The following is a 13,140-nucleotide window of genomic DNA, read 5'->3' as shown; positions in this document are numbered from 1 at the left end:
ACCGGTGGCCGCGGCCCGTCAGTCGCCGAGGGCGGCGCGGGCCGCGGCGATCGCGGCGAACTCCGCGATGCCCAGCTGCTCCCCCCGCGTGCGGGGGTCGACCCCGGCGGCGCGCAGGCACTCCTCGGCACGGGGGGCCGAACCCGCCCACCCGCTCAGCGCGGCGCGCAACGTCTTGCGCCGCTGGGCGAACGCCGCGTCGATGCAGGTGAAGGTGTCGCGGCGGCTGGCGGCGGTCGTCGGCGCCGGTCGCCGTTCCAGCAGCACCAGGCCCGACTCGACGTTCGGCACCGGCCAGAACACGCTGCGTGGCACCGTCCCTGCGAGCCGCACCGCGGCATACCAGGCGGCCTTGACGCTCGGCACGCCGTAGGCCTTGGACCCCGGCGACGCGGCGAGGCGTTCGGCGACCTCGAGCTGGACCATGACGAGCACCCGCTCGAGCGTCGGGAAGGTCTCGAGGAAGTTGAGCACCACGGGCACGGAGACGTTGTACGGCAGGTTCGCGACGAGGGCGGTGGGCTGCGGGTCGGGCAGCTCGCGGACCTGCATCGCGTCCGCGTGCACGAGCGTGAGCCGGTCGGCGTATGCCGGCGCGAGCCGGCTCACCGTGCCCGGCAGCGCCTCCGCGAGGGTCGGGTCCACCTCGACGGCCGTGACGTGACCCACCTCGGGCAGGAGGGCCAGGGTGAGCGAGCCCAGACCGGGTCCGACCTCGACCACGACGTCGTCCTGACCCACACCGGCCAGCCGCACGATGCGCTTGACCGTGTTGGCGTCGACGACGAAGTTCTGGCCCCACTGCTTGGTGGGACGCATCCCGAGCCCGGCGGCGATCTCGCGGATCTGGGCGGCCCCGAGGAATCCGCTGGTCTGCTCCGCCATGCCGAGAACTCTAGGGGAGGTGGGCGCGCTCCCCTCACACCCAGGGACACCCGGCGGGACACACGAAGACGCCCCCGACCCGGTGGGGTCGAGGGCGCCGTCGTGACGTGTCAGGACGTCGGCACGGCGATCAGGCCGCGTGGGCGCATCCCCACGGGCTCAGGCCCGCCTTGGCGTAGTAGCGGTTCGCCACCGTGATCTGCTCGGCCCGGGAGGCCAGGTCAGGGCGCGACGCGAAGTCCCCGCCACCGTTGGCCATCCACGACGAGATGTCGAACTGCAGGCCGCCGTAGTAGCCGTTGCCGGTGTTGATCGACCAGTTGCCGGTCGACTCGCACTGGGCGATGCGGTCCCACATCGCGGCGTTCGAGAGGTTGATCCCGGCGCCGGAGGTGTTGCCCGCGCTGGGACGGCTGCTGGTGGTGGCCGCCGGACGCGACTTGGTGCCGACGGCGACGATCCTGGTCACCGGCTTCTGGGTGACGACGGAGGAGAGCTTCTTGCGGCTCTCGACCTTGCCGTCGACCTTGGTGACGCGCCAGGTGGTGACGCGGGCACCCTCGGAGCCGGCCTTGAGGACCTTGCTCTGGCCCTTGAACAGGCCACTGTCGTTCTTCTGCGAGACCGGGGCGGCGATCGACTCGGTGGTCCTGGCCTGGGTGGCGGAGACGCGCAGGACCGAGATCTTCATGCCCTTGGTCACCGCACGCGCGGGGCCGGGAGCCACGCGGTCGTCGGCGTCCATGGTCACGCCGAGCTCCTTGAGCGCGGCACCGACCGTGGTGCCCGTCGTGGTCTCGGTGCGGTTCTTGCCGTCCACGCGGACGAGGACGTCCTTGGGGGTGGTCACGGAGAGCGCCAGGCCCTCGCGGCCCAGGCTCATCGAACGTGACGCGGAGAGCTTGGCGGAGTCGGCGCGGATGCCGAGCTCCTGCAGGGCACCGTCGACCGTGGTCGCGGTGGTCCAGTAGTCACGCGTGGCGCCGTCGACGGTCACGGTGAGCTTGCGTCCGTAACGGACGACGATCTTCTGCCCGTCGGACACCTTGGTGTCGGGGGCCGGCACGACCACGTCGTGCTCCTTGAGGGTGATGTCCTGCTTCGCGAGGACGTCACCCACCGTGCCGCCGAAGGCGTGGACGGTGGAGGGCTTGCCGTCGACCGAGACGGTCACGGACTTGTCGAGGTGCGAGACGCCAACGGCTCCGGCGACGAGGGACGTCACCACCGCGGCTTGGGCGATACGCCGAACGGGACGGGTGATCACAATGCTCCAGTGGTCGATCTCCCCGGGCATCGGTGGGGTGCCGCGTCCCGCCGGCAAGGGTGCCACCGGCAAAGAAAGAGGGGCGCTCCGGGCCGCCGGTTCCCCGACGGATTGAGCACCCCCGCTCGCGTCACCCAAGGTCCGACCCCGGCCAACAGTCATCAACCATGACCGCCGATCTCCCGTAGGTCAACTTTTGATAACGGAACCGTCTTGCTTTCACCAAGGACATGCGGGACTCCCGTCACAGGAGCACCATGTGCGCCCACGCGCCCGACGTCGCCTCACCAGGGGCCGTAGACGTCCTCCGACGTGGCACTCAGGGCCTGGCAGAGAGTCGGCACGGCGACGCCCAGGACCCCGGCCATGGCCCGGACCGTGAGGGGGACGAGAAAGGGCGAGTTCGTCGCCCCGCGCCACGGCACCGGCGTCAGGTACGGGGCGTCGGTCTCGACGAGCAGGCGGTCCAACGGGGTGACCGCGAGGGCGTCCCGCAGGCCCTTGGCGTTCTTGAACGTCACCGTCCCCGCGAAGGACAGGTAGTAGCCGCGCTCGACGCACTCACGCGCCATACCCATGTCTCCGGAGAAGCAGTGGAGCACCGTCTTCTCAGGCGCCCCCTCCTCGGCGAGGATCCGCAGGACGTCGTCGTGGGCATCACGGTCGTGGATCTGGAGCGCCTTGCCGGTGCGCTTGGCGAGGTCGATGTGCCACCGGAACGAATCCTGTTGCACCCCAACCCCTTCGGGACCGGTGCGGTAGTAGTCCAGCCCCGTCTCCCCGATGACCCGGACCCGGGGGTGGGCGGCCAGCGCCTCGATCTCCGCACAGGCGGAGGGCAGGTCGCCCTGCTCGGCGAGGCGGGGCACCTCGTTGGGGTGCAGGGCCACCCCGCCGAGCATCGCGCGGTGCCGGTCGACGACCTCGACGGTGAACCTGGCGCCGGGCAGGTCGCACCCGATCTGGACCATCCGGTCGACCCCGACCGAGGCCGCGAGCGCCACCGCGGCAGCGACGTCGGGGGCGTCCTCCCCCTCGCGCGCGATGTCGAGGTGGGTGTGGTTGTCGACGACCGGGATGGGCAACGGGTCGGGCGCGGTCGGCACCCGGCCGTGGCCGGTGCGCGCAGGCGCGTCGCTGCTCGTGGGGTCCGCCATCCGGGGCCGTCCGGTCAGCTCTGCTCGAGCCGGGCGAGCTCTTCCTCGACGACCGCCTCGTCCAGCTTGGTGAAGATGGGTGTGGGCTTGGTCACACTCGCCCCGACACGCACCGGACGGGACTCCCAGCGCGGCGTCGAGGTGTACTCGCCCGTGATGATCGGGTAGCTGCGGCCCTCGTCGCCGGCGTCCAGGCCGGGGACGTCCTGCACGGCCGGCATCGGCATGAACCCGCCCTCGCCACCGATGGCCAGGTGCACGGCGTTCGAGGAGTGCGGCAGGAACGGGCTGAGCACCGTGTTGAGGTCGCTGACGCACTGGACGAGGGTGTGCAGCACGGTCGCCAGACGGACCTGCTGGTCCTCGCCCTTGAGCTTGAACGGCTCGGTGTCGGTGACGTACTTGTTGACCTCGCCCACGGTGCGCATCGCCTCCGCGACGGCGGACTTGATCCGCTGGCGCGCGAGCAGGTCGCCGACCGTCCCGAACGCCGCGAGCACCTTGGCCCGGACGGCCTCGTCGACCGGCTCGAGCGGACCGGGCTGCGGGATCTCGCCGAAGTTCTTCGCGACCATGGCCGCCGTGCGGTTGACCAGGTTGCCCCAGCCCGCGACGAGCTCGGAGTTGTTGCGCTGGACGAACTCGGCCCAGGTGAAGTTGGAGTCCTGGTTCTCCGGTCCGGCCGCACAGATGAAGTAGCGGATCGCATCGGGGCCGTAGCGCTCGAGCACGTCGCGGATGTGGATGACGTACCCGCGGGACGTCGAGAACTGCTTGCCCTCCATCGTGAGGTACTCGCTCGAGACGACCTCGGTCGGCAGGTTGAGCGTCCCGAACGCCCCCGGCTCTCCCCCCTTGCTGCCCAGACCGGCATACCCGAGGAGCTCGGCCGGCCAGATCTGGGAGTGGAAGGTGATGTTGTCCTTGCCCATGAAGTAGTAGGACACGGCCTCCGGGTCGTTCCACCACTCGCGCCAGCGCTCGGGCTCACCGAGCCGGCGGGCCCACTCGACCGAGGCCGACAGGTACCCAATGACGGCGTCGAACCACACGTAGAGACGCTTGGTCGGCTGGTCGACCCAGCCCTCGAGCGGCACCGGGATGCCCCAGTCGATGTCGCGGGTCATGGCCCGCGGGCGGATGTCGTCGAGGATGTTGAGGCTGAACTTGATGACGTTGGGACGCCACGTACCCGACGCCTCGCGACCCTCGAGCCACTCGCGCAGGGCGTCCGCGAGCGCCGGCAGGTCGAGGAAGAAGTGCTGCGTCTCGATGAACTCCGGGGTCTCGCCGTTGACCTTGGACCGCGGGTTGATCAGCTCGGTCGGGTCGAGCTGGTTGCCGCAGTTGTCGCACTGGTCGCCGCGGGCCTCGGGGTACGAGCAGATCGGGCAGGTGCCCTCGATGTAGCGGTCGGGCAGCGTCCGGCCCGTCGACGGAGAGATGGCGCCACGGGTGGTCTGCTCGACCATGTAGCCGTTCTTCCAGACCTGCGTGAACAGCTCCTGCGCCACGGAGTAGTGGTTGGCCGTCGTGGTGCGCGTGTAGAGGTCGTAGGAGCACCCGAGGTCGGCGAGCTCGTGCGCGATGATCGCGTGGTTGCGGTCGACCAGCTCGCGGGCGGTCACACCCTCCTGGTCGGCCAGCACGAGGATCGGGGTGCCGTGCTCGTCGGAGCCGCTGACCATGAGGACGTCGTTGCCGGCCATCCGCATGTAGCGGCTGAACACGTCGGACGGCACTGCGAACCCGGCGACGTGGCCGAGGTGGCGCGGCCCGTTGGCGTAGGGCCAGGCGACGGCGGACAGGACCTTCATGCGGCGACGGCCTCGGTGCCCGGGCAGCGCACGTGCGGTGCCGGCAGGGCTCGGGAGCATGGGACGACGGTTGCGGTGCTCACGCACCGATCCTAGGGGGCACGGGCAAGCGACTTCCGGGCGCTCCAGGCACCCCCGCACCGGTGTGGCGCCCGCGCGCCATCGCGCGCGTCATACCTCCTGCCGAACCGGCCGGACGTGTCGGTTCCGTGGGGAGGCACAAATTTTGCCGGTTATGCCTTACTTCGACGCGGGTGAGGACCTACTGTGAGCGCGTGCGGCGGGGAGATGCCGCCTTTCCAGAGAGAAGAGACATGGCCAACCGTCTGCCCAAGGCTGCAGCCCTCATCGCTGCAGTGATCGCCGTCCCGCTCGGAGCTGGCGCCGCCACCGCGTCACCGGTGACCAAGCCCGCCCCCCAGACCGTCCAGTCGGCCTCCCAGGCCAAGGCGCTGGCGAAGCTGCTGCACCAGCGCTCCGACCACCGCGCCACCGCCAAGAAGGTGGCCCCGAACGCCGCGGGAGAGCCCACCACGGGTCGTCTGGCCGGTGCCGACCGTTACGCCACGTCGGTCGCGGTCTCCAAGACCAGCTACGACGACAAGCAGCTCGCGGGTGGCACGCTGGTCGTCGCCTCCGGGATGCAGTTCCCCGACGCCCTCGCCGGCGGCCCTGCCGCGGCAGGCATCGGTGGCCCCCTCCTCCTCGTCCCGCCGAACGGCACCGTCCCGGCCGGCACCATCGCCGAGATCAAGCGCCTCGGCGTCGAGTCCATCGTCATCATGGGTGGCACCGGTGCGGTCAGCAGCGGCATCGAGGACCAGCTCGCCAAGGTCGTCCCCTTCGTCGACCGCCTGTACGGCGACAACCGCTACGAGACGGCGGCCTTCGCGTCGTACTTCACGTGGCAGTTCGACGAGGCCAACCCCGACGCCGAGCCCACCCCGCCGTCGGTCGTCTACCTCTCCAGCGGCAAGACCTTCGCCGACGCCCTCGCAGGTGGCGCCGCCGGGTCCATCGCCGGTGCGCCGCTCATGCTGACCGACCCCGCGAGCCTCCCGGACGTGACGCAGTTCGCCCTCGAGGACACCAACCCCACCGAGGTCCGCATCCTGGGCGGGACCGGCGCCGTCTCCGGCGCGGTCGCCTCCAAGATCCGCATGGTCCTGCCCAACGTGAAGATCACCCGCCTCGGTGGAGCCAACCGCTACGGCACCGCGGCCCTGACGGCGCACAACCTGGGCCTGCCCACCGGCGGCGCGGTCATGCTGGCCAACGGCAGCACGTTCCCGGACGCCCTGTCCGCCTCCACCTCCTCGGCCGTCATCGGCGCCCCGCTGCTGCTGGTCCAGCAGAAGTGCGTCCCGGCCGAGACGTTCAAGGCGGTCAACGAGCTGGAGCCGAGGCTCATCCGCGCCATCGGCGGCACGGCGATCGTGTCCAACGACGCGCTCAACGGGAAGCCCTGCTGACCCAGCTCCACAGCACCACCCGCACGACCGTGATCCACCCGAAGGGCCCGGCAGCCACCACGGCTGCCGGGCCCTTCGCCCTAGGAGGTGACCGATGATCGCCGCCCTCACCGGCATGGGCCTGTCCGCCGCGGCGGGCCTGAACGCCTACATCCCGTTCCTGCTCGTCGCACTCGTCGCACGCTTCACCGACGTCCTCACCCTCCCCCAGTCCTACGCCTGGATCGAGTCCTGGTGGGCCATCGGGATCGGCGCCCTGCTGCTGCTCACCGAGGTCGTGCTCGACAAGATCCCCGCCGTCGACACCGTCAACGACGCCGTGCAGACCTTCATCCGTCCGAGCATGGGTGGCCTGGTCTTCGCGGCCACGTCCGCGGCGGACCAGATCGACCGCTCCACCTGGATGACCGACCACCCGTGGGTCGGGATCGCCCTGGGGGTGGTGGTGTCCGGCCTGGTCCACACCGGCAAGACCGTGGCGCGGCCGGCGATCAATGCCGGAACCCTCGGCTTCGGCGCCCCGGTCGCCTCGACCGTCGAGGACGGCGTCTCCATCGGGATGAGCCTGGTCGCGGTCTTCCTGCCCGTCCTGGTGATCGTCCTGCTCGTCGCCCTCGCTGCGCTGCTCGTGTGGCTGTGGCGCGTCGCCCGGCGACGACGGCGCCGACGCGACAGCCGCTCAGCGCTTGCATGACGCTCTCAGGGTTCGCGGACAGGATGGGCGCATGACCGTCGCCACCACCCCGCTGTCGCGTCGCTCGCTGGTCACCGAGACGGTCCTCGTCCTCGGCGTCAGCCTGGGGGCGTCGGCGATCTGGTCGCTCCTGTCGATCATCAACAAGCTCACGCAGCAGCGCGCGCTCAACCAGCAGACCACCGCGATGAACTCGTCGGTGACGCCCGACCGACCCTGGCTCGACCTGGCCTACCAGCTCGTCGGCATCGTCATCGCCCTCGTCCCGGTCGCCCTCGCCGTGCACCTGCTGCGGCGCGACCGCCCCGACGCCACCCACGCCATCGGGGCCGACCTGCGCCAGCCCGGCCGGGACCTCGTCCGGGGACTGCTGCTGGCAGCCGCCGTGGGACTGCCGGGACTCGCGCTGTACGCCGCGGCGAAGGCCGCCGGGTTCAACACCACCATCGCCGCGGCCAACCTCTCCGACCACTGGTGGACCGTGCCCGTCCTCGTCCTCGCGGCGGTGCAGAACGCCGTCCTCGAGGAGGTCATCATGGTCGGCTACCTCTTCACCCGGTGGCGCCAGGCCGGCTGGTCGCTGCCCGCAGTGGTCGTGACGTCGGCCCTGATCCGCGGCTCGTACCACCTCTACCAGGGCTTCGGCGGCTTCATCGGCAACATCGCCATGGGCCTGTTCTTCGGCTGGGTCTACACCCGCACCAAGCGGGTCGGCCCGCTCGTCGTGTGCCACACGATCCTCGACGTCGTCGCCTTCGTCGGCTACGCGCTGCTCAAGGACCACCTGTCGTTCCTCACCTGACCCGGGCGCCGGCCCGGGTCCGGCTCACCGCTGCGCCAGGTACCCGTCGTACAACGACTTCTTCGACAGCCCCGTGGTCACCGCGACGTCGGCACACACGTCCTTGAGCCGCTCCCCGGCCGTGACCCGCTCGCGTATGGCGGGCAGCGCCTCCTCGACGGATGTCACCGTGGGCGTCGCCCCGGCCACGACGACCGTGATCTCGCCGCGCACGCCGTCGGCGGCCCAGTCGGCGAGCTCACCGAGCCCACCGCGGCGGACCTCCTCGTAGGTCTTGGTCAGCTCGCGGCACACGGCGGCTCGGCGGTCCGGCCCCCAGGCCTCGGCCATCGCCCGCAGGCTCACCTCGATGCGGTGCGGCGCCTCGAAGAACACCATGGTGCGACGCTCGTCGGACAGCGCAGCGAGGGTGCGTGCCCGCTCGCCACCCTTGCGCGGGAGGAAGCCCTCGAAGCAGAACCGGTCGACCGGCAGACCGGAGACCGCGAGCGCCATGAGCACGGCACTGGGCCCCGGCACGCAGGTGACCCGGACGCCGGCAGCCACGGCCGCGTCGACCAGGCGGTACCCGGGGTCCGACACGGACGGCATACCGGCGTCGGTCACGACGACCACGCGCTCGCCGCCGCGCAGCCGCTCGACGAGCTCGGGGGTCCGGGCCGCCTCGTTGTGCTCGTGGTAGCTGAGCACCGACCCCCCGGGCGTCACCCCGAGGTCGTTGCACAACCGGCGCAGCCGGCGGGTGTCCTCCGCCGCGACGACGTCGGCGCCGGTGATCTCCTGCGCGAGCCGCGGTGCGGCGTCACGGGGGTCGCCGATGGGGGTCGCCGCGAGGACGAGGACTCCTGCCTTCGGCTCTGGTGTCACGGGTGTCATCCTGTCAGGCCCGGTGTGCATACGATGTCGCGCATGACCCGGACCGACGAGCTGCGATCACGGCTGCTCGGGTTCCGGCCCAGCGACACCCTGTGGGGCTGGCTCGGTCCGCTGTTCTTCGCCGTCGTCGGCGGCATCATGCGCTTCTGGTCGCTGGACCGGCCGCACCAGCTGGTGTTCGACGAGACGTACTACGTCAAGCAGGGCGTCTCGATGCTCGAGTACGGCGTCGAGATGCGCGTGCCCGACAGCATCAAGAAGCCCGACGAGCTGTTCACCCGCGGCACGCCCGACGTGTTCGGGACCGAGGGCGACCTCGTCGTCCACCCGCCCGTCGGCAAGTGGATCATCGCGGTCGGGGAGCACCTCTTCGGCCAGACCTCGTCGTGGGGCTGGCGCTTCTCGGTGTGCGTGCTCGGGACGCTGTCGATCCTCATGATCGGCCGAGCGGCCCGGCGGTTGTTCGGCTCGTCCCTGCTCGGGACGATCGCCGCGTTCCTCGTGGCCTTCGAGGGGCACCACTTCGTCCAGTCCCGGACGGGGCTGCTCGACCTCATCGTCATGTTCTGGGCCCTGGCCGCGTTCTGCGCGCTGCTCATCGACCGTGACCGCTCGCGGGCGATCCTGGCCGCCAAGGTCGCCGACCTCACGCCGCGCCAGCTCGCGGCCGGGCTCGGCCCGTGGCTCGGCTGGCGACCATGGCGCTGGGTGGCGGCGGTCTGCCTGGGCCTGTGTGCCGGCACCAAGTGGTCGGGACTGTTCTTCCTCGTGGCGTTCGGCCTCATGACGGTGCTGTGGGACCTCGGCGCGCGGCGAGCTGCCGGGGTGCGCCACTGGTTCTCAGCGATGCTCGTCAAGGACGGGCTGTGGGCCGCGCTGCTCATGGTGGGGACGGCCACGCTGACCTACCTCGCGTCCTGGGTGGGCTGGTTCCGCTCGAACCTCGGGTACGACCGCACGTGGGGAGCGATGCACCCGTCGAAGGACACGCCATGGGTCCCTGACGCGGTGCGCTCGTTGTGGCACTACCACCAGGAGATCTACACCTTCCACGTCAACCTCCACGACAACCACCCCTACCGGACCAACCCGTGGTCGTGGGTCGTCCAGGGGCGGCCCACGTCGTTCTTCTACGAGGGGCCCAAGCGCGGCGAGGACGGCTGCACCGTCGCCCAGTGCTCCAAGGCGATCACCTCGATCGGCACGGTCTCGATCTGGTGGCTGGGCGCGGCTGCGGTGTTCGTGCTCGTCTTCTACTGGCTGTTCAAGCGGGACTGGCGGGCCGGCGGCATCCTCGCCGGGCTGGCCGGCGGCTACCTGCCGTGGTTCGGCCTCGAGGAGCGCACGATCTACTCCTTCTACACGGTGGCGTTCGAGCCGTGGATCATCTTCGCCGTCGTCTTCGTCCTCGGGATCGTCCTCGGCAAGCGGACGGACTCGCGCCGCCGACGCGAGGTCGGCCTCTACGTCGTGGGCGCCTACTGCCTGCTGACGCTGGTGCTGTTCGCGTTCTTCTGGCCGATCTACACCGCCCAGGTCATCCCCCAGGGTCAGTGGTCGCTGCGGATGTGGTTCCCCAGCTGGGTCTGACACGGCAGGCTTGGCCCGTGACGCGCTTCGAGTTCGCCCCGGGCACCGTGGGCATGATGATCGAGGACGAGGACGTCGCCCGCCTCGACGCCGCGAACGCCGTCCTGCGGGCCACCATCCGTGAGGTGCGCGACGCCATGGGTGGGGTGCCGGCCGACACGGTCCACGCCGAGCTCAACCGCCTCCTCGCTGATCGCGTCGGCCCCGCGTTCGTCGTCCGTGACGCCGACCTGCGGGCCGATGCCGAGGCGATCAGCGACGGCACCCTCTTCGGCTGACCGCCGGCTGAGCGCCTCACCGGCCGGTTCGAGGTGTTCGAGGACCGGGATCCGGTACCCGAACACCTCGAACCGAGGAGGTCAGCGGGCCAGCAGCACCTCGGTGAGCGCGCCCAGCAGGGCCGGCGACACCTCGAGCGCCTGCAGGGTCCCGATCGCGGAGGCCGGTGTGGGGGCCGTGCGGATCGCCTCGTACGCCGCGCCCTTGAGCTCGAAGCCCATCTGCGCCCGGTCGAGGATCGCGAACGCCGCGGCCACCGGGTCGCCGTTGTCGATCCCGACGAGAACCGTGTCGTACGAACGGTCCGCGGGCACGGACGAGCCGTCGCCCTCCACGTCGTGCACGGTCACGGCACCCGCCGCGTCGTCATACGTGATCCGCGTGCGGGCCCACCGCTGGTCGTCCCTGTCCTCGACCAGGGTGAACTCCCCGTCCGCGCCGGGGACGACGCGCAGCTCGATCCGGCTCGACGGGTCGGTGCCTCCGCCGAGGGAGTCCGCGGGCACCACCGGGAGGATCGTGCCGGCCCGCGCGAGCACCGGTATGGAGCCGAGGTCGCGGTGCAGGTGCAGCACCCGACCGCCGCGGTAGCGGGTGCCCGTGAACAGGTCGACCCACTCCCCCTCCGGCAGCCACGCCTTGACCCGCCCGAGACCGGTCTCGCGGTCGGCCGGCGAGGTGATGGGCGCCACGAGCAGGTCGGTGCCGAACATGAACTGGTTGGGCACCTGGTACGCCTCGTGCTCGTCCGGGTGCTCGTAGTACATCGGCTCGACGATCGGGCGCCCCTCGTGCGCGCGGACGTTCATCGTGGCGAGGTAGGGCATCAGCTGGTGCCGCAACCGCAGGTGCTCGGTCATCACCTGCTGGGCGCGCGTGCCGAAGCGCCACGGCTCCTTGGTGTTGAACGGGTTGAAGCCCGAGTGCAGCCGGTTGATCGGCGAGAAGACCCCGAGCTGGACCCAGCGCGTGGCGAGCTCGTCGTCCTTGTACCCCTTGAAGTGGCCGCCGATGTCGTGGCTCCACCAGCCGTAGCCGGCGTTGCTCGCCGTCGCCGTGAAGTACGGCTGGAAGTCCAGCGACTCCCACGTGATCATCGTGTCGCCCGAGAAGCCGATCGGGTAGCGGTGGCTGCCGATCCCCGCGTAGCGCGAGAAGGTCAGCGGCCGTCGGCCCGCCCGTCCCGAGTCGAGGTAGTGGAAGTGGTTGAGCAGCCACAACGGGTCCAGGCCGGGGACCCGGGTGACTCCGCCCTGCTGCCAGTCCAGCCACCAGAAGTCGACGCCCTCGTCCTCGAGCGGATGGTGCAGCTCCTCGAAGTACGCCTCGAGGAAGTCGGGGTCGGTGGGGTCGAAGGGGACGGCGACCTCGGAGGCCGGGTCCACCCCGACCCTCTTCGCGAGAGCGGCGTAGGCGGCTTCGTGCGCGTGGACGCCCTCGGCCGGGTGCACGTTGAGCGACGTGGCCAGACCCCGCTCGTGCAGCGCGGTGAGGAACGCCTGCGGGTCGGGGAAGAGGTCTCGGTTCCAGGTGTAGCCGGTCCAGCCGCTGCCGTACTTCGGGTCGATGTCGACCAGGTGCCAGTCCATGTCGATGACACCGACGGAGAACGGGATGCCCTCGCCCGCGAACTTGTCCATGAGCGCGAGGTACTCGTCCGCGGAGTACGGGTGGTAGCGGCTCCACCAGTTGCCGAGCGCGTACCGCGGCAGCAGCGGGGTCGGGCCTGTCAGTGTGTAGAGCACCTCGAGCGCGCGACGGAAGTCGCGGCCGTACGCGAAGACGTAGAGGTCGAGGTTGCCCTCACGGCGCGGGGTGATCCAGCCGTCGTCGGTGAGCAGGACCGTCGAGGAGTCGTCGACCATCGCGATGCCGTCGTGGGCGAGGATCCCGTTCTCCAGCGCGATGGCGCCGTCGACGTCGTCGAGCGTGCGCGCGGTGCCACCGAGGTTCGGGGACGGCACGCCATACCTCCACACGCTGTCCTGGGAGTGGAACCCGCCCTTCGCCCACACGGACAGGCCCTGGGTGGTGAACTCGCCCCCGTCGTAGGTGAGGTGGAAGCGTTCGGTGCTGATCTCGACCAGGCCGTCGGCCCCCTGCGTCACCGTGAAGTCGCACGGCGGGAAGGCGCGGTTGAGCACCGTCTGCGACGCCCGGTCCTCGAACTCCCCCGTCGCGCTGTACTCCAGCCGCGCCAGCCCGGCGTCGAGGACGGTGATCCGGTGGTGTTCGCCCTGCACGATGTTCGCGGGGTCGGCGATCGGGTGGGTCTCGAGCCGGAAGTGCTCTTTCACGGTG

At 70.7% G+C, this 13,140-nt stretch carries 11 protein-coding genes; 5 read left to right on the top strand and 6 right to left on the bottom strand.

What is annotated here, in order from left to right; all coding sequences use genetic code 11:
- Window positions 1-18: 18 nt before the first annotated feature.
- The 4 genes from rsmA to metG form a co-directional block, all read right to left on the bottom strand.
- Window positions 19-885, bottom strand: coding sequence for a 16S rRNA (adenine(1518)-N(6)/adenine(1519)-N(6))-dimethyltransferase RsmA (gene rsmA, locus ACYVKF_RS12845; RefSeq protein WP_056919785.1), 867 nt, complete (start codon window positions 883-885; stop codon window positions 19-21).
- Between the two features lie 130 nt (window positions 886-1,015).
- On the bottom strand, window positions 1,016-2,110 hold the full coding sequence (locus tag ACYVKF_RS12840; RefSeq protein WP_460966818.1) for a ubiquitin-like domain-containing protein: 1,095 nt from the start codon (window positions 2,108-2,110) through the stop codon (window positions 1,016-1,018).
- 326 nt (window positions 2,111-2,436) lie between these two features.
- Window positions 2,437-3,309 carry a TatD family hydrolase gene (locus tag ACYVKF_RS12835; protein WP_056916548.1) on the bottom strand — a complete coding sequence of 291 codons (873 nt, stop codon included), beginning with the start codon at window positions 3,307-3,309 and terminating at the stop codon, window positions 2,437-2,439.
- 14 nt (window positions 3,310-3,323) lie between these two features.
- Entirely contained in the window at window positions 3,324-5,126 is a 1,803-nt protein-coding gene (gene metG, locus ACYVKF_RS12830; protein ID WP_056916547.1) for a methionine--tRNA ligase, read from the bottom strand.
- Between the two features lie 314 nt (window positions 5,127-5,440).
- On the opposite strand from metG, the gene ACYVKF_RS12825 reads away from it, so the two are divergent.
- From ACYVKF_RS12825 to ACYVKF_RS12815, 3 genes are all read left to right on the top strand, one after another.
- A complete protein-coding gene (locus ACYVKF_RS12825) occupies window positions 5,441-6,598 on the top strand; it encodes a cell wall-binding repeat-containing protein (RefSeq protein ID WP_056916546.1) in 1,158 nt (385 codons plus the stop codon).
- Between the two features lie 94 nt (window positions 6,599-6,692).
- Window positions 6,693-7,292, top strand: coding sequence for a DUF4126 domain-containing protein (locus ACYVKF_RS12820; protein ID WP_460966815.1), 600 nt, complete (start codon window positions 6,693-6,695; stop codon window positions 7,290-7,292).
- 31 nt (window positions 7,293-7,323) lie between these two features.
- Window positions 7,324-8,094, top strand: coding sequence for a CPBP family intramembrane glutamic endopeptidase (locus ACYVKF_RS12815; protein ID WP_056916544.1), 771 nt, complete (start codon window positions 7,324-7,326; stop codon window positions 8,092-8,094).
- A 24-nt stretch (window positions 8,095-8,118) separates the two neighbouring features.
- On the opposite strand, the gene rsmI is transcribed toward ACYVKF_RS12815, so the two are convergent.
- The gene (gene rsmI, locus ACYVKF_RS12810; protein WP_460966813.1) at window positions 8,119-8,970 is read right to left on the bottom strand and encodes a 16S rRNA (cytidine(1402)-2'-O)-methyltransferase; all 852 of its coding nucleotides are present in this window, start codon (window positions 8,968-8,970) and stop codon (window positions 8,119-8,121) included.
- Between the two features lie 33 nt (window positions 8,971-9,003).
- Here rsmI and ACYVKF_RS12805 point away from each other — a divergent pair, with 33 nt between their 5' ends.
- Together ACYVKF_RS12805 and ACYVKF_RS12800 are read left to right on the top strand one after the other, a co-directional pair.
- Window positions 9,004-10,560, top strand: a complete 1,557-nt coding sequence (locus ACYVKF_RS12805) for a dolichyl-phosphate-mannose--protein mannosyltransferase (protein WP_460966810.1) — start codon at window positions 9,004-9,006, stop codon at window positions 10,558-10,560.
- 17 nt (window positions 10,561-10,577) lie between these two features.
- Window positions 10,578-10,838: a hypothetical protein gene (locus ACYVKF_RS12800; protein ID WP_056919780.1), complete on the top strand. Its 261-nt coding sequence runs from the start codon at window positions 10,578-10,580 to the stop codon at window positions 10,836-10,838.
- A gap of 81 nt (window positions 10,839-10,919) precedes the next feature.
- Here ACYVKF_RS12800 and ACYVKF_RS12795 read toward each other — a convergent pair whose 3' ends face one another.
- The gene (locus tag ACYVKF_RS12795) at window positions 10,920-13,136 is read right to left on the bottom strand and encodes a glycoside hydrolase family 31 protein (protein ID WP_460966808.1); all 2,217 of its coding nucleotides are present in this window, start codon (window positions 13,134-13,136) and stop codon (window positions 10,920-10,922) included.
- Window positions 13,137-13,140: the final 4 nt, after the last annotated feature.

The organism is Pedococcus soli, from assembly GCF_054782575.1.
The sequence above is the reverse complement of the archived record's forward strand: the minus strand, read 5'-3'. Positions and strand labels throughout refer to the sequence as shown.

Bases quoted from the DNA above. Each gene is read 5' to 3' on its own strand.
- ACYVKF_RS12805 (WP_460966810.1), top strand. From the start codon at position 9,004: ATGACCCGGACCGACGAGCTGCGATCACGGCTGCTCGGGTTCCGGCCC.
- rsmI (WP_460966813.1), bottom strand. From the start codon at position 8,970: ATGACACCCGTGACACCAGAGCCGAAGGCAGGAGTCCTCGTCCTCGCG.
- ACYVKF_RS12825 (WP_056916546.1), top strand. From the start codon at position 5,441: ATGGCCAACCGTCTGCCCAAGGCTGCAGCCCTCATCGCTGCAGTGATC.
- rsmA (WP_056919785.1), bottom strand. From the start codon at position 885: ATGGCGGAGCAGACCAGCGGATTCCTCGGGGCCGCCCAGATCCGCGAG.
- ACYVKF_RS12815 (WP_056916544.1), top strand. From the start codon at position 7,324: ATGACCGTCGCCACCACCCCGCTGTCGCGTCGCTCGCTGGTCACCGAG.
- metG (WP_056916547.1), bottom strand. From the start codon at position 5,126: ATGAAGGTCCTGTCCGCCGTCGCCTGGCCCTACGCCAACGGGCCGCGC.
- ACYVKF_RS12835 (WP_056916548.1), bottom strand. From the start codon at position 3,309: ATGGCGGACCCCACGAGCAGCGACGCGCCTGCGCGCACCGGCCACGGC.
- ACYVKF_RS12820 (WP_460966815.1), top strand. From the start codon at position 6,693: ATGATCGCCGCCCTCACCGGCATGGGCCTGTCCGCCGCGGCGGGCCTG.